Source organism: Curtobacterium flaccumfaciens UCD-AKU, from assembly GCF_000349565.1.
GTDB classification, from domain to species: domain Bacteria; phylum Actinomycetota; class Actinomycetes; order Actinomycetales; family Microbacteriaceae; genus Curtobacterium; species Curtobacterium poinsettiae.
This window is the reverse complement of the sequence record NZ_KB714617.1, coordinates 58,617-75,033: the sequence shown is the minus strand read 5'-3', so window position 1 is coordinate 75,033 and position 16,417 is coordinate 58,617. Positions and strand designations below refer to the sequence as shown.

Annotated in this window: 11 protein-coding genes and 1 tRNA gene; 8 read left to right on the top strand and 4 right to left on the bottom strand. The window is 71.1% G+C overall.

Going from position 1 to position 16,417, the window contains the following annotated elements:
* Window positions 1-220 precede the first annotated feature (220 nt).
* Entirely contained in the window at window positions 221-1,219 is a 999-nt protein-coding gene (locus H489_RS27845) for a phosphotransferase (protein WP_031259667.1), read from the bottom strand.
* A 116-nt stretch (window positions 1,220-1,335) separates the two neighbouring features.
* On the opposite strand from H489_RS27845, the gene nudC reads away from it, so the two are divergent.
* Together nudC and H489_RS27835 are read left to right on the top strand one after the other, a co-directional pair.
* Complete coding sequence (nudC, locus tag H489_RS27840) at window positions 1,336-2,271, top strand: NAD(+) diphosphatase (RefSeq protein WP_017887035.1); 936 nt, start codon at window positions 1,336-1,338, stop codon at window positions 2,269-2,271.
* Window positions 2,268-4,034, top strand: a complete 1,767-nt coding sequence (locus H489_RS27835) for an ATP-dependent helicase (protein ID WP_017887034.1) — start codon at window positions 2,268-2,270, stop codon at window positions 4,032-4,034. Before nudC ends, H489_RS27835 begins: the two co-directional genes overlap by 4 nt.
* Here the strand turns inward: H489_RS27835 and H489_RS36820 are convergent.
* The gene (locus tag H489_RS36820) at window positions 3,925-4,782 is read right to left on the bottom strand and encodes a TOMM precursor leader peptide-binding protein (RefSeq protein ID WP_017887033.1); all 858 of its coding nucleotides are present in this window, start codon (window positions 4,780-4,782) and stop codon (window positions 3,925-3,927) included. The two genes, H489_RS27835 and H489_RS36820, sit on opposite strands and share 110 nt — an antisense overlap.
* A 60-nt stretch (window positions 4,783-4,842) precedes the next feature.
* Entirely contained in the window at window positions 4,843-6,261 is a 1,419-nt protein-coding gene (locus H489_RS27830) for a zinc-dependent metalloprotease (RefSeq protein ID WP_031259664.1), read from the bottom strand.
* A 151-nt stretch (window positions 6,262-6,412) separates the two neighbouring features.
* Between H489_RS27830 and H489_RS27825 the strand changes: the two genes are divergently transcribed.
* From H489_RS27825 to H489_RS27810, 4 genes are all read left to right on the top strand, one after another.
* Window positions 6,413-7,522 carry a PDZ domain-containing protein gene (locus H489_RS27825; protein WP_017887031.1) on the top strand — a complete coding sequence of 370 codons (1,110 nt, stop codon included), beginning with the start codon at window positions 6,413-6,415 and terminating at the stop codon, window positions 7,520-7,522.
* 165 nt (window positions 7,523-7,687) lie between these two features.
* Window positions 7,688-10,684, top strand: a complete 2,997-nt coding sequence (locus H489_RS27820) for a UPF0182 family protein (RefSeq protein ID WP_017887030.1) — start codon at window positions 7,688-7,690, stop codon at window positions 10,682-10,684.
* 63 nt (window positions 10,685-10,747) lie between these two features.
* Window positions 10,748-10,824: transfer RNA gene (locus H489_RS27815), tRNA-Met, on the top strand.
* A gap of 74 nt (window positions 10,825-10,898) precedes the next feature.
* Complete coding sequence (locus H489_RS27810) at window positions 10,899-11,738, top strand: carbon-nitrogen hydrolase family protein (RefSeq protein WP_031259658.1); 840 nt, start codon at window positions 10,899-10,901, stop codon at window positions 11,736-11,738.
* Window positions 11,739-11,785: 47 nt separating this feature from the next.
* Here the strand turns inward: H489_RS27810 and H489_RS27805 are convergent, their stop codons facing one another.
* The gene (locus H489_RS27805) at window positions 11,786-12,994 is read right to left on the bottom strand and encodes an aminotransferase class I/II-fold pyridoxal phosphate-dependent enzyme (protein WP_017887028.1); all 1,209 of its coding nucleotides are present in this window, start codon (window positions 12,992-12,994) and stop codon (window positions 11,786-11,788) included.
* A 191-nt stretch (window positions 12,995-13,185) separates the two neighbouring features.
* Here H489_RS27805 and H489_RS27800 point away from each other — a divergent pair, with 191 nt between their 5' ends.
* Window positions 13,186-15,189, top strand: a complete 2,004-nt coding sequence (locus H489_RS27800) for a trypsin-like peptidase domain-containing protein (protein WP_235045676.1) — start codon at window positions 13,186-13,188, stop codon at window positions 15,187-15,189.
* Window positions 15,190-15,371: 182 nt separating this feature from the next.
* Window positions 15,372-16,415: a glycosyltransferase family 2 protein gene (locus tag H489_RS27795; protein ID WP_017887026.1), complete on the top strand. Its 1,044-nt coding sequence runs from the start codon at window positions 15,372-15,374 to the stop codon at window positions 16,413-16,415.
* Window positions 16,416-16,417 lie beyond the last annotated feature (2 nt).

Genomic DNA, 16,417 nt, shown 5'->3' with positions numbered 1-16,417 from the left:
CGCCCTGGAGGCCCGGTGCCGGTCCGCCGGACCCGCACCGGGCCTCCAGACGGTCGCGTCCCGGACGCGAGCCGACGACCGGAACCGGTCACGACACCCCGCGTTCGGTGCAGCGAGCGGTCACAGACCGTCGGATGGACGCGACGCAGCCGACGATCTGTGACCGCCCGGCGGAACCGAGCGGGGAGTCGTGACCGACGTTCGGCGGCGTGATCCGAGGTCAGCCGTGGCGACGCTCGGTGGAGGACAACAGCTGCTCCACCTCGCCGATCTCCATCGTCTCCGGCGACACGGACTGCAGTGGCTCCGCACTCGGTGCGTGCACCGCGTCGACCAGGCGGTGCATCATCGCGACGGCGTCGTCGACGACCTCGGTGCTCTTCGCCTGGACGCCGTGCAGCAGCCAGTGCGCTGTCTCGAGCTCGTGGTGCACACGTGCACGCTGTGCGAGCTGGCGGTCGCGACCGCCGCCGTTCGCTTCGTAGGCACTGAGGACGGTGTCGAACGCGTCGCGACGGCCGGCGAGCACCCAGGCGAGGTCCTTGGCCGGGTCGCCGAGCCGCAGCTCGCCCCAGTCGAGGATCCCCGTGACCGCGTCACCGTCGACGAGCAGGGCGCCGGTGCCGAGCGAGCCGTGCACGACGGTCGGCGTGAACTGCCAGAGCTGTTGGTCGCGTGCGGCGCCCTCCCAACGCTCGACGAGCGCGGCGGGGACGAGCTTGGTCGCGACGGCACGGTCCATCACCGAGACGGCGGACCGGAGCACCTCGAACGGCGTGAGCGAGGGCAGGCCCGCGTCGGAGACGAAGCTCGTCGGCAGCTGGTGGATCGCGGCGACGGCACGGCCGACGCTGGTGGCGAGGTCGGGGTGCTCGACGAGTGACGCGAGCGTCGGGTGGGTCCCGCTCAACCGTGTCGTGACGATGGCGCGCGTCGATCCGATCGGTGCCTGGCCGCGGTACTCGACGACGCCGAACGGCAGGCGGGTCCGGATCCCGGCGCTCAGCGCCCGGATTGCGACGAGGTCGGCCGACTGGCGGGCCTCGGCGCGCTGGTTCCGGGGGCGGCGGATGACGATCTCGGTGCCGTCGGCGTCGCGGAGGAGCGCCGACTCGTAGTCGCCGGCCGCGGCCGAGCCGAGCGTGCGCGTGCCCGTGACGAGGAGACCTGGAACGGCCGTCGTCGCCAACGCGGCTAGAGTGAACTGGGATCCCGCCATGCCCCTCAGGGTAGGCGCGTGACGCGTGCACGGCTGCACGCCACGCTGTTCGGCGGCCCGCACGCCCACCGCACGTCTCCTGCACGTCCGCACCCGATCCGAGGAGCTCTCCCGCCGTGACCGTCGAGTTCGCCGCCCGGCTCCCGCTCTCCCGCAACGAACTCGACCGCGACGCCGAGTTCCGCACGGCCGACGACATCGAGCGCGTCCTGCGCCAGGACGAGCGCACCCGGTACCTGCCTGTCCGCGGCGCCGAGATGCTCCGGAACGCGGACGGGACCCTGCGCTTCGTGACCGCGGCTCAGATCCCGGTCGAGACCGTCACCCTGTACCTCGGCCGAGCTGTCTCGGACGCCCCGGACGCCGCGGCGGGGACCCGTTTCGTCGCTGCGCTGATCGACAGCGCGTCGGCAACCGCCATCGAACCCGACGACGACGCCTGGCAGAGCCTCCGGATGTTCGGCACCGAGCTCTCGCCGCGCGACCAGGGACTGGCGGTCGAAGCCGTCGCGATGGCCAACTGGCACGCAGTGCACGGCTTCTCCCCGCGCACCGGATCGCCCACCGCCGTCGTGAGCGGTGGATGGGTCCGTCGCGACCCGGAGGGGCACGACCTGTTCCCACGAACCGACGCGGCGATCATCGTCGGGGTGGTCGACGCCGACGACCGGATCCTGCTCGGTTCGAACGCCGCGTGGGACGCCGACCGGTACTCGCTCCTCGCCGGGTTCGTCGAGCCGGGGGAGTCGCTCGAGGACGCCGTCCGCCGCGAGGTCTGGGAGGAATCCGGCGTCCGCGTCGAGGAGCCCGAGTACCTCGGCTCGCAGCCGTGGCCGTTCCCCGCGTCGCTGATGGTGGGCTTCCGTGCGCGTGCAGCGGGCGGTGACCCGACGACCGCCCGCCCCGACGGTGTGGAGATCCTGGACGTGCGGTGGTTCTCGCGCGACGAGATCCGCGAGCGTGCCGGGGACACCCTGCTGCTGCCCGGACGCACCTCGATCGCCCGCGCCATCATCGAGGAGTGGTACGGCGGGCCGCTGGACCTGCCGTGAGCGTCGCCGGTCCGCGCGGCACAGCCGGCGCAGGGGCTGTCGAACCCCGTCCGCCGTCGCCCGACGAACTGCTCGCCGCGCTCGACACCGAGCAGCGGACGGTCGCCCGGACACTGCTCGGACCGGTCGCGGTGCTGGCCGGTGCCGGGACGGGCAAGACGCGTGCGATCACGCACCGCATCGCCTACGGGGTCGCCACGGGGACCTACGCCCCGAACCACGTCCTCGCGCTGACGTTCACGAGCCGTGCCGCTGGTGAGCTGCGGTCGCGACTGCGCGCGCTCGGTGCCGGGACGGTGCAGGCACGCACCTTCCACGCCGCAGCGATGGCGCAGCTCAGCTACTTCTGGCCGGACACCGTCGGCGGGCACGCCCCCAAGATCGTCGAGTCCAAGGGGCGGATGATCGCGCACGCCGCCGACACGGTCGGCATGCACGTCGACACCCCGGTGCTCCGCGACCTGGCCGCCGAGGTCGAGTGGCGCAAGGTGCAGATGCTCTCGCTCGACGAGTACGAGGCCGCCGCCGCTGACCGGGTGATGCCGCGCGACACCACGCCGCGCCGGGTCATCGACTTGATGAAGGCGTACGAGCGGCTGAAGGACGACCGGCGGCAGCTCGACTTCGAGGACGTCCTGCTGGCGACCCTCGGCATGGTCGAGTCCGAGCCCCGTGTGGCGTCGTACGTGCGGCAGCAGTACCGGTTCTTCGTCGTCGACGAGTACCAGGACGTCTCGCCGGTGCAGCACGACCTGCTGCGCGCCTGGCTCGGCGGGCGCGACGACCTGTGCGTCGTCGGCGACGCCAGTCAGACCATCTACTCGTTCGCAGGGGCGTCGAGCGACTACCTGCTCGGGTTCGGGTCGGAGTTCCCGCGCGGATCGGTCCTGCGGCTCGAACGCAACTACCGCTCCACGCGCGAGGTGGTGTCCGCTGCGAACACGCTGATGCGCGGTCAGCCCGGGGCGCTCGACCTGGTGGCCCAGAGCCAGGAACCGGGCCCGGACCCGGTCGTGCTGGCCTGCGTCCACGACGGTGACGAGGCGCAGACCATCGCCCGCCGGATCGCGGAGCTCGTCGGGGCCGGCGCGTCCTTCGGGGACTGCGCCGTGCTCTTCCGCGTCGGGGCGCAGTCCGCCGCGCTCGAGTCCGCCCTCGGCCGGAACGGGATCCCGTACCGGGTGCAGGGCGGCACGCGGTTCTTCAACCGCCCGGAGGTCAAGCTCGCCGTCCACCACATGCGCGGCGAGGCGATCCGGCAGACCGACGACGAGCTGACCCGACGGGTCCGGCTCGTGCTGCAGGTCAGCGGCTGGACGGAGACGCCGCCCGAGGGCACGGGCGCAGTGCGCGAGCAGTGGGAGGCGCTGCAGGCCATCATGGGCCTGGCCGAGGACGCCCCCGCGGGCACGACGATGCAGCAGTTCACCCAGGACCTGGTCGATCGCGCGGCGACGCACCACGAACCCGAGGTCGACGCCGTCACGCTCGCGACGCTGCACTCGTCGAAGGGTCTGGAGTGGCCGCACGTGGTCATCGCCGGCGCCGCCGAGGGGCTGCTGCCCATCTCGCACGCGTCGACCGACACCGAGGTGGACGAGGAACGACGGCTGTTCTACGTCGGGCTGACCCGCGCCCGCCGATCCGTCACGATCACGTGGTCGCAACAGGGGTCCACGCGTGGGGGAGCCCGGGCTCCGAGTCGGTTCCTGGCAGCGCTCGGCACGCACATCGCGGATGGGGCCGGACCGGGGAACGGCTGACGGACAGGTCGTCCCGCTCGAAGACGACCTGGTCGGGCTCGGCACGTTGCGTCCGGAGCGGGAGCCGTTCCAGCAGCATCCGTGCCGTGGCTGCGGCCACCGCCGCCGACCGCCACGGCGACAGCGGCGCTGGGTGCCGACCCCAGACCTGGGCCGCGATGGCCGGCCAGGCCGGGTCGTCGTCGACGCGTGCGTACTCCGCGCACTGCAGGCAGGGGCCGGCTCCCGGCACGACGAACGGCCCGAGGCGGACCCGGCCGTCCCCCACCACGACCGCCAGGTGCGGCACGCCACGACGGGTCCACGCGGCACGGAGCGCCGGGTCGACCACGTGGTCGGCCACCACCACCGCGAGCCGGGGTTCCGGGTCGGGCAGTGTGATGGGACCCCCGGCCGGGGAGGTGGTTCGGCTGACCGTCACGCCCTCGCCGGTGAGGAACGTCGCCACGGTGTCGGCGAGGACGCCGGGGCCGTGCACCTCGATGCGTTCGAGCGGCTCGGGCAGGACCTCGACCACTGCGGGCGACGCAGCGCCGAGCACCCCGGCCGCACGTTCCGGGGAGCAGCCCGATGCCACCGCGAGGCCGGACAGCACGTCGTGCCCGGTCTCGCGCCGGAGGCCGTTGAGGAACCGCTCTTCCCCGGTGGTGGGCACGGCGACGACGGCACGCGGGGGATCGACCCCGAGCTGGACCGTGGCGGGGTCACGCCAGACGAACTCGAGTGTCGGATCGATGCGGATGCCCATGACCCCACGGTGCCGGAGTGGGCGGCACGCGTGGGGTCACGGAGCGGATCTGTGGAGAACTCAGCGGGGCTGGTCGCCCGTGTGGTCCCCTGGACCGTCGCCCGATCCGCCCTCGGGGTCGTCGGCCACGTGGCCGGACTCGTCCTCGTGCGGGCGTGCCCCGGTCGAGTCGTTCAGCAGGTCTTCGAGTGCCTTGTCGAACGCGTCGTCCTCGTCGGTCTGCGACGGGTTCCGCAGCCGTGCGACGAGGGCGTCGGGCGCGTCGACGTCGTCCGAGGTCGGCACGAGGTCGAAGTGTGCCCACAGGGCATCGCGCTGTTCGGCACCGAGCTCGTCGGTCACCCGCTGCCACATCGCCGCGGCCTCGCGCAGACGGCGCGGACGCAGCTCCAGGCCGACCAGCGTGGCGAACGCCGACTCGGCCGGGCCACCGGCGGCCCGACGACGTCGCACCATCTCCGCGATCGCTCCGGCCTTGGGGAGACGGACGGTCGCCGCGGCGGTCACCGTGTCCACCCAGCCCTCGACCAGCGCGAGCATCGTCTCGAGCCGCGCGAGTGCGGCGTCCTGCTCGGCAGTGCGCGGCGGGATGAGGGCACCCGAGGCGAGTGCGTCGCGCAGCTGCTCCTGGTTGGTCGGGTCGATGTCGGCCGCGAGCTCCTCGACGCGGTCGAACGGGATGTGGATGCCCCGCGCGTAGTCCGTGATCGACGAGATGATGTGCAGCCGGAGCCACCGTGCCGACCGGAAGAGCCGGGCGTGCGCGAGTTCGCGGACGGCCAGGTAGATGCGGACTTCGTCCTCGGAGACGTCGAGGCCCTCGGCGAACTCGGCGACGTTCTGCGGCAGGAGCGCGGCGACCTGCTCGTCGAGGAGCGGCACGCCGACGTCGCCGCCGGACACGACCTCCTTCGAGAGCTGCCCGACGACCTGGCCGAGCTGGATCGCGAAGAGTGCTCCGCCGATGCCGCGCATCGCCTTCGAGACGTCCCCGAGCATCGCCTTGAGCTGCTCGGGCGCACGCTGGTCGATCGCCTCGGTCAGGGCGTCGGCGATGCTGAAGGCGACGGGCTCGGCGATCTGCGTCCACACCGGGGTGGTGGCCTTCGCCCACTGCTCACGCGTGTAGAGGCTCGGGGCTGCGGTCAGTTCGGCGACCGTCGTCACCTCGTCGAGCCACAGTGCGGCGACCTGGAACGCCTGGTCGGCCGCCTGCGAGGTGGCCGGGTCGACTGCGTGGCCGCCGTCGCGGGCGATGGCGGTTGCACGTTCGGCGGTGGCCGAGAAGTCGATGCCGTCGCCGCCGGACTGCGCGGCGCGCTGGAGCTGGCTCATCAGGTTCGCCACGGAGGCCGGGTCGTTCGGCAGACCGGCGGCACCGGCGAGCTGCGACGGGTCGATCTGCCCCTCGCCCGAGAGCAGCTTGCGCAGCATCTCCTGGAAGTCGTCGTCCGGCCCCGGCTGTGGTTCATCAGGCATGCCGACTACGCTAATCGCTGCTCACGGGGCCGCACCTGGGATGCCCCCGTGGGAACGCCCGAAGTGCTGCGCCCAGGGCGAACAGCCCCGCTGCCAGGCGTGGGCGACCACCCTGCCGCCAGGCGCGGGTGCCCATCTGGAAGGACCCCGCGTGACCCTCTTCGCCCCCGCGCCCCGTCGTCGCTCGCGTGCCCGGAGGGTCGGGTGGGCGTTCCTGATCGGCGCCGTCGTGCTGGGCCTGCTGGCGAGCCTGCTGCCCAGTCCGTACCTCATCGAGGTGCCCGGACCGGTCTACAACACCATCGGCACGCAGCAGCAGGGCACCGGCAAGGACGCGAAGGACGTCAAGCTCATCCAGGTCTCCGGGCACGAGACGTACCCGACGGCGGGTGCCCTCGACATGCTCACCGTCGGCATCCAGGGCGACGCGACGAACCGCCCGTCGTGGACCAGCGTCATCCGCGCGATCTTCACCCGGTCGCAGGCGGTGATCCCGGTCGAGGCGATCTACCCGAGCGGCACCACCACCGAGCAGGTCAACGAGCGTGACTCCGCGGACATGCAGGCGTCGCAGCAGTCGGCCGTCGCAGCCGCGCTCATCCAGCAGGGGAACGACCTGCCGACCGAGCTCGAGGTCAGCGCCGTGCAGGAGGGCTCGGCAGCGGACGGCGCGATCGAGAAGGGTGACGTGATCACGGCGTTCGACGGCAAGTCGCTCACGACCAACGCCGACGCCACGAGCCTGCGCGAAGCCGTCGCGCAGCACGGCACCTCGCGACCCGCGACCGTCACCGTCGAGCGGGGCGGCGCGACGAAGGAGCTCCGGGTCACGCCCCGCAGCGAGCAGGGCACGGCGTTGCTCGGCGTCGGCGTCACCGAGCGCTACGACTTCCCGTTCAAGGTGTCGATCCGGCTGCAGGACGTGGGCGGGCCGTCCGCCGGCATGATGTTCGCGCTCGGGATCATCGACGAGATCACGCCGGGCAAGCTCAACGGCGGCAAGCACGTCGCGGGTACCGGAACGATCACCGCCGACGGCGAGGTCGGTCCCATCGGCGGCATCCGCCAGAAGCTCTACGGGGCGGCCGACGCGGGTGCGACGGTCTTCCTGGCCCCCGCGGACAACTGCGACGAGGTCGTCGGGCACGTGCCGGACGGACTCGACGTCTACAGCGTCGCAACCCTCGACCAGGCGGTCACCGACCTGCAGACGATCGCCGACGGCAAGAGCACCGCCAAGCTCGCCCGCTGCGGTTCCTGACCCGTCCCTGAGCCCCCGTACAGCTTCACGCCCGGTCCGGTCCCATAGGATCAGTGTCACTGACGGCCCGCCGCGAGCCGGGCCCGCCGGTCCGACACGTCTGGAGCACATCAAGTGACGACAACCTCGTCCACCTCGGGGCGGCGCTCGCCGCGGGTCCCGATCGTGGTCACGATCATCGTGCTGGCCGCACTGGTGATCGCCTTCTTCATCTTCGCCAGCCTGTACACCGACTACGCGTGGTTCGCGCAGCTCGGATTCCAGCAGGTCCTCACGACCCGGTGGATCGCCGGCACGCTGATGTTCGTGGCCGGCTTCCTCGGCATGGCGGTCCCGGTCTTCGTGAGCATCGCGCTCGCGTTCCGGTTCCGTCCGGTCTACGCGAAGCTCAACTCGCAGCTCGACCGCTACCAGCAGGTCATCGAGCCGCTGCGGCGCGCCGTCATGATCAGCATCCCCGTGGTGCTCGGCATCTTCGCCGGGCTCTCGACGGCCGGCCGCTGGAGCATGGTCCTCGAGTACTTCAACCGGACGCCGTTCGGCAAGACCGATCCGCAGTTCGGCCTGGACATCGGGTTCTACGTGTTCGAGCTGCCCTTCTGGCGCTCGATCGTGGCCTACTCGTCGGCCGTCGTCCTGATCGCCGGACTCGCCGCGCTCGCCGCGAGCTACCTCTACGGCGCACTCCGCTTCGGTGGTCGTGAGGTCCGGATCTCCCGCGCTGCGCGCATCCAGCTCGCGGTCACTGCGGCGCTCTACATCGCGCTGCAGGCGGTCAGCCTCTGGCTCGACCAGTACGCGGCGCTGACGAAGTCGAACTCGCTCATCACCGGTGCCCAGTACACCGATGTCAACGCGGTGATCCCGGGTCGCGAGATCATGGCGGGCATCGCAGCGATCGTCGCGCTGCTCTTCATCCTGACGGCGGTCATCGGCCGCTGGCGCATCTCGATCGTCGGCACCGGCCTGCTGCTCGTCGCCGCGATCGTGATCGGCGGCATCTACCCGTGGGTCGTCCAGCGGCTGCAGGTGAAGCCCTCGGAGCGGACCTTCGAGTCCGCCTACATCGAGCGGAACATCAAGGCCACCCGTGACGCGTACGGGGTCGCCGGTGTCGAGGAGCAGAACTACGACGCCACGACCGAGGCGAGCTCCGGCGCACTGGCGCAGGACGCCCAGACGACGGCCAACATCCGCCTGATCGACCCGAAGATCGTCTCCGACACGTTCAGCCAGCTGCAGCAGTACCGGCAGTACTACCAGTTCCCGAAGGAGCTCGACGTCGACCGCTACGACGTCAAGGGCGAGACCGAGGACACCGTGATCGCGGTCCGCGACATCGACCTCGACGGCCTCAGCTCGGCCGCGAACACCCAGTACAACCGGGCGTTCGTCTACACCCACGGGTACGGCGTCACCGCGGCCTACGGCAACCAGCGCGCGAGTGACGGCAAGCCGGTGTTCCTCGAGTCCGGCATCCCGTCGAACGGTGCGCTGGGCGACTTCCAGCAGCGCGTGTACTTCGGTGAGACCTCGCCGCCGTACTCGATCGTCGGTGCGCCGAAGGGCACGAAGAACGTCGAGCTCGACTACCCGTCCGGCTCCGACGACGACAACGGCGGCAACGCCACCACCACGTACGCCGGGAACGGCGGGCCGAGCCTCGGCAACTTCTTCAACCGGCTCGTCTACGCCGCGAAGTTCCAGTCGGAGCAGATCCTGCTCTCGAACGCGGTGAACAAGGACTCGCAGATCCTCTACGACCGCGACCCGATCACCCGTGTGCAGAAGGCGGCGCCGTACCTGACCGTCGACAGCGACGCCTACCCGGCGATCGTCAACCACCGCATCCAGTGGGTCGTGGACGGCTACACCACGAGCGACGCCTACCCGTACTCGCAGAGCCAGAGCCTGTCGGACAGCATCGCGGGTGCCGAGTCCTCGACGTACCGCACCGACCAGGTGAACTACATCCGGAACTCGGTGAAGGCCACGGTCGACGCCTACACGGGCAAGGTGACCCTGTACACGTGGGACACGAAGGACCCGGTCCTGAAGACGTGGCAGAAGATCTTCCCGACGTCGATGAAGCCGGTGTCGAGCATGAGCGCCGAACTCCTCGACCACGTGCGGTACCCGACCGACCTGTTCAAGGTGCAGCGCTCGATCCTCGGCACGTACCACGTGACCAACGCCAACTCGTTCTACTCGGGTGACGACGCGTGGAACACCCCGCAGGAACCGACGAGCACGGCGACGTCCGACAGTGACGCCGACACCGCGGCGACGTCGACGAACGCGCTCGGGGCGCAGACCACGACGACGGCCAACCGCGCGAACCTGCAGGACCCGTACTACCTGACCATGAAGGTGCCGGGGCAGGGGACCGCCTACTCGCTGTACACGACGTACATCCCACAGCAGACCGCGGGCGCGAACAACCGCAACGTGTTGACCGGCTACCTGGCGGTGAACTCCGATGCAGGTGGTGCCGGCAAGGGCGAGAAGGGGTCGGGCTACGGCAAGCTCACGCTGTTGACGATGCCGAAGACCGACAACATCCCAGGGCCCGGACAGGTGCAGAGCCTGTTCAACGGTGACTCGAACGTGTCGCAGGAGCTGAACATCCTGAAGCGCGGCAACTCGACCGTGAAGCAGGGCAACCTGCTCACGCTCCCGGTCGGTGGTGGGTTCCTCTACGTCCAGCCCGTCTACGTCCAGTCGACCTCGGGTGGTTCCTACCCGCTGTTGCAGAAGGTCCTGGTGGCCTTCGGTGACAAGATCGCGTTCGAGGACACCCTCGACGAGGCCCTGAACTCGCTGTTCGGTGGTGACTCGGGCGCCGCAGCGGGTGACTCCGGTGCGAGCGGCAGCGGCAGCGGGTCCGGTTCCGGTTCCGGCAGCGGATCCGGCTCGGACGCGGGCTCCGGTTCGGGTTCGTCCGGGTCGGGCGAGGGCTCGGGCGAGGGTTCGACCGGTGGTTCGACGGGCTCCGGCTCGACCGACAACGACGCGCTGCAGAAGGCGCTGTCCGAGGCCAAGGCGGCCCTGCAGGACCGCCAGGAGGCCTACGCCGACAACGACCTGGTCGCTGCGGCGGAAGCCGACCAGCGCCTCCAGGACGCGATCGAGGCAGCGACAGCAGCCGAGAACGACAACTGACACACCGTGGCGGGGCGCTCGATTTGTGTCCCGCCACGGCCCCGTGTAGGCTTCTAAACGTGCCGCGGGGTGGAGCAGTTCGGTAGCTCGCTGGGCTCATAACCCAGAGGTCGTAGGTTCAAATCCTGCCCCCGCAACCAAGCGTCACATGAAGGCCCCGGTCCGACAGGACCGGGGCCTTCTTCGTGTGCCGGCCCCCGGGTACGCTCGCCGCATGGCCACCCTCACGATCGCGGCGGCGCAGTTCGCCCCCGTGGACGATCCCGTCGCCAACCTCGCCACCGTGCGCACCGCCGCCGTCGACGCGGCAGCCCGGGGCGCGGACCTCCTCGTCACGCCGGAGTACACCTCGTACTTCTCCGCAGACATCGACGATCGGTTCGTGGCCGCCGCGCAGCCGTTGGACGGCCCGTTCGTCACGGGCCTCCGCGACATCGCCCGGGCGACGGGCATCGCCCTGGTCGTCGGGGTCGCCGAGTCGGCGGACACGCCACAGCGTTTCCGGAACACCCTGGTCGCGGTGCTCCCCTCGGGGGACCTGGCGGCGACGTACCGGAAGGTCCACCTCTACGACGCGTTCGGCTCGCGGGAGTCCGACCGCATCGAGTCCGGCGACCCGGAGCAGCTCCCGGTCTTCACACTCGGCGGGCTCCGCATCGGTCTCGAGACCTGCTACGACCTGCGGTTCCCGGAGGTCACCCGTCGACTCGCCGCCCCGGAGACCGGTGCGGCCGACGTCGTCGTGCTCCCTGCCGAGTGGGTGCGTGGCCCCGGCAAGGAACACCACTGGCGAACGCTCCTCACCGCACGTGCGATCGAGAACACCGTCTGGGTTGTCGGGGTCGGCCAGACGCCGCCGATCGGGATCGGCGGTTCGGTCGTCCTCGACCCGTCGGGCGTCGCGGTCGCCTCGGCCGGCGCCGCGCCGGGCCTGCTCACCGCCACGATCGACACCACCGTCACGGACACCGTCCGTCGGGTGAACCCGTCGCTGTCGCTGCGGCGCTACGACGTGTCCGTGCGCACCCCGCCTGGAGGCCCGGGGCAGCGCTGACACGTCCGTCGCGTCCCGACGCGGTCGCGTCCCGACGCGGTCGCGTCTCAGGCGCGTGGGCGCGATCCGAGGGTCGCCAGACGTGCGGCGGCGTCCTCGAGCACGCTCCGACGCTTGCAGAACGCGAAGCGCACCAGGGACCGGTACCCGGCGACGTGGTCCGGGCGGACGAACGCCGAGACCGGCACCCCGGCGACCCCGGCCAGGGCGGGCAGCTCGAGGCAGAACGCGCGGGCGTCGTCGTACCCGAGGGGGGCGGCGTCGGCGAGGACGAAGTACCCGCCGTCCGGTCGCATCACGTCGAAGCCCGCTGCCGTCAGCCCGTCGGCGAGCAGTTCGTGCTTCGCGCGCAGGTCGGCGGCGATGCCGGTGAACACGGTGTCGGGCAGACGGAGGCCCACGGCGACGGCCGGCTGGAAGGGTGCGCCGTTCACGAACGTCAGGTACTGCTTGACCGTCGTGATCGCGTCGACGAGTGCCGGGGGAGCGGTGAGCCAGCCGATCTTCCAGCCGGTCGTGTTGAAGGTCTTGCCAGCGCTCGACACCGAGACGGTCCGCTCGGCGGCGCCCGGCAGGGTGGCGATGGGCGTGTGCGGGACGTCGAACGTCAGGTGCTCGTAGACCTCGTCGGTGATGATCACGGCGTCGCGCTCGGTGGCCAGGTCGACGATCGTCTGCAGGACCTCGGCGGGCAGGACCCGTCCGGTCGGGTTGTGCGGGGTGTTCACGAGCACGGCGCGGGTGCGGTCGGTGAAGGCCGCCCGGAGCGTCCGCTCGTCGGGCAGGAAGTCGGGTGCGGTGAGGGGGACCGTGACGTGCACGCCGCCGGCGAGCCGGACGAGTGCCCCGTAGGCGTCGTAGAACGGCTCGAAGGTGATCACCTCGTCGCCGGGCTCGACCAGGGCGAGGAGCGTCGCGGCCAGCGCATCGGTCGCGCCGGCAGTGACCAGGACCTCGCGGTCGGGGTCGACCTGGAGGCCGTACCACCGCTGCTGGTGCTCGGCGATCGCCGCTTGCAGGTCGGGGGTGCCGCGGCCCGGCGGGTACTGGTTCACGCCGTCGCGGATCGCCTGCACCGCGGCCTCGAGCACCGCGGCCGGACCGTCCTCGTCCGGGAAGCCCTGCCCCAGGTTGACCGCACCGGTGGTGGCGGCGAGGGCGCTCATCTCGGCGAACACCGTCGGTGCGGGGACCCCGTCGGGGCCCAGCAGCATCGCTCCGTCGGCGGCTCGCAGCCACGGTCCTGCCTGGCGCATGTGGTTCCCTCCGGTGCGGGCGACGACGTGTCGCGCTGAACGGTCCCCAACCTAGCTGTCCGTCCCGCTGTGGACTGGGTCCCGTCGTTCAGCGCACGCATAAGATCGCCAGGGGTGGCTCGCAGCCTCGACAGAAGGACCGCTCAGGTGCTTGCGACAGACTGCACGAGCTTGAAAGGAGCACGTCCAGCATGACCGACACCACGCCCAACGGGCAGGGCGACGACCGCCGTCCGGACGATGCGGCTCCGCCTGCCGCCAGTGAGGACGCCGCAGTAGCGGCCACGAGAGGGAACACGTCGATGCCGAACGACTCCGACCAGCCGGACGAGACCCCTCGCCCGAACCAGGACGAGAACCACAACCACAACCAGAACCAGAACCCGAGCGACGAGACGACCCCGGACAACACGGACGTGATCCCGTCGTCGACGGAGCACCCGACCGACCGCTACACCGCACCGTACCCGGCTGTCTCCGGTGACTCCTCGGGTGCGAAGCAGGGCGGATACGGGCAGCAGACGTCACCGTACGGCCAGTCGCAGCCGCAGCCGAGCCAGAACCCGTACGGACAGCAGTCGCAGTACGGCCAGCAGGCCCAGCAGAGCCAGAACCCGTACGGCCAGCAGAGCCAGTACGGCCAGCCGTCGCAGTACGGCCAGCCGACGCAGTACGGCCAGCCGTCGCAGTACGGCCAGCAGCCCCAGAACCCCGCCGGCCAGCAGTCGCCGTACGGCCAGCAGTCGCCGTACGGCCAGCAGTCGCCGTACGGCCAGCCGGTCGGCGACCGTCCCCGCTACGGCGAGTACGCCCAGCCGACGTCCTCGGCCGCGCCGAGCTCGTCCTCCGAGTACGCGACCGCGTCCGCACCGGCCCCGCAGTCGGCCACGAGCGGCTTCGGTGACGTCGACGGTTCGAACCAGCGCAACGGCCACTACTTCAGCGACGACGCCTCCGGCGCAGCCGCGACCACGACGACGAAGGACCGCTCGGGCCGCAACAAGCTGCTCCTGCCGATCATCGCCGGTGTCGTCGTTGCGGGGCTCGTGGGTGGCGGCGCCGGGTGGCTCGCCTCGTCGGCGACCAACGACGGGGGCAGCGTCGTGTCCTCCGGTTCGTCGCAGGGCGGCAACCTGACCGTCAACGACTACGACTCCGCCACCGTGGTCACCGCCGTCGCGGCACAGGCCACCCCGTCGGTCGTCACCATCAACGTGTCCGCGAGCAACGAGGCCGGCACCGGTTCCGGTGTGGTGATGAGCAAGGACGGCTACATCGTCACCAACACCCACGTGGTCACCCTCGACGGCGACAGCTCGAACGGCCGCATCACCGTGACGACCTCGAACGGCAAGATCTACGCGGGCAAGCTCATCGGCACCGACCCGACGGTCGACCTCGCGGTCATCAAGATCGACGCGACCGACCTCAAGCCGATGGAGTTCGCGGACTCGTCCAAGCTCAACGTCGGCGACACCGCGGTCGCGATCGGCGCTCCGCTCGGTCTGTCGAACACCGTCACCGACGGCATCGTCTCGACGCTGAACCGCAGCATCCAGGTCACCTCGAGCGCCCCCAGCGAGGGCGGCGACTCGAACGAGGGCGGCAACGGCGGCTCGGGTCCCTTCGACTTCTGGGGAAACGGGGACAACGGCAGCAGCTCGTCGGCGAACACCACGGTCTCGCTCCCGGTCATCCAGACCGATGCGTCGATCAACCCGGGCAATTCCGGCGGCGCACTGCTCGACTCGAAGGGCCGCCTGATCGGCATCAACGTGGCCATCGCCTCGGCCGGCAGCTCGTCGTCGTCGGAGTCGGCCGCCGGCAGCATCGGCGTCGGCTTCTCGATCCCGGCGAACCTGGTCAAGCGGGTCGCGAACGAGATCAAGGACAACGGTTCGGCGACCCACGGTCTCCTCGGCGCAACCGTCGGCGACGCCACCGACGAGGCCAGCGCCACGCAGGTGGGCGCTCTCATCAAGTCGGTCTCCAACGGCGGTGCCGCGGCGAAGGCCGGTCTGCAGAAGGGCGACGTCGTCACCAAGATCGGCTCGGCGTCCGTCTCGAACGCCACCGACCTGACCGCGCAGGTGCGCTTCTTCGCGGGTGGCGCCTCGACGACGATCAGCTTCATCCGCGACGGCCAGACCCGCCAGGCCGACGTGAAGCTGGGGACGTTCGACAGCAAGGGCTGACGCCACCACACGGCGGACAGGAGGCCCGGGGCACGACGTGCGCCGGGCCTCCCGTCCGTCACGGGGTGCGTCCCGCGCCGACGCAGGTGAGCGGTTCGGCCTCTTGATAGGCTCATGGTCGCTCTGCGGGGCGGCACCGCCCCGGTGCGTCCCGTGCCGCCAGCCAGCACCCCGAGGTACGCATGCAGTCAGACGGACAGCCCCTGCCGGGCGTCTCGTACGTGATGCCCGTGCTCAACGAGGTCACCGAGGTCCGGGCCGCCGTGGGCAGTCTGCTCGACCAGGACTACACGGGCCCGTTCGAGGTCATCCTCGCGCTCGGACCGTCGATCGACGGCACGAACGAGCTCGTCGCCGAGATGAGCGCAGCCGACCCGCGGATCCGCGCGATCGACAACCCGATCGGCTCGACGCCCGCCGGGCTGAACGTCGCGATCCGGGCGTCCGTGCACCCCGTCGTCATCCGTGTCGACGCGCACTCGGTCCTGCCCACCGACTACACGCGCATCGCGGTGCGCACGCTCCTGGACTCCGGTGCGGACAACGTCGGCGGGATCATGCGCGCCGAGGGCCGGACCCCCTTCGAACGGGCCGTCGCGCTGGCCTACGGCAGTCGCGTCGGCTTGGGTGGCACGCCGCACCACGTCGGCGGCACCGCCGGCCCGGCCGAGACCGCCTACCTCGGGGTGTTCCGACGGGAGCGGCTGTTCGACGTCGGACTCTTCGACGAGGGCATCAAGCGCGGACAGGACTGGGAGCTCAACCGGCGGCTGCGGCAGACCGGCGGGACCGTCTGGTTCACGCCGGAGCTCGTCGTCACGTACCGCCCGCGGCCGAGCCTGAAGCGCCTGGTGCGGCAGTTCGTCGCCACCGGTCTCTGGCGCGGCGAGCTCGCCCGTCGGTTCCCGGCGAACAACGGGCTGCGGTACTTCGTGCCGCCGGCCATGGTCGCGGCGATGGCCCTGGGCATCGTCGCCGGGCTCGTCGGCATCGTCGGCGCCGCGCTGGCCACCCCGCTCGCCTGGGCGCTGCTCGGGTTCGTGGTGCCCGTCGTCTACCTGCTCTTCGTCGTGCTCGGGTCGGTCGCGGTGGCGCGCCGTTCCGGGTTGCCGACGCTCCTCTGGCTGCTCGTCGTGCTGCCCTGCATCCACGTGGGATGGGGGCTCGGGTTCATCATCGGGTTCCTGACCCGCACGTCCGAGCTGACCACCCACACGGGACGGTGACC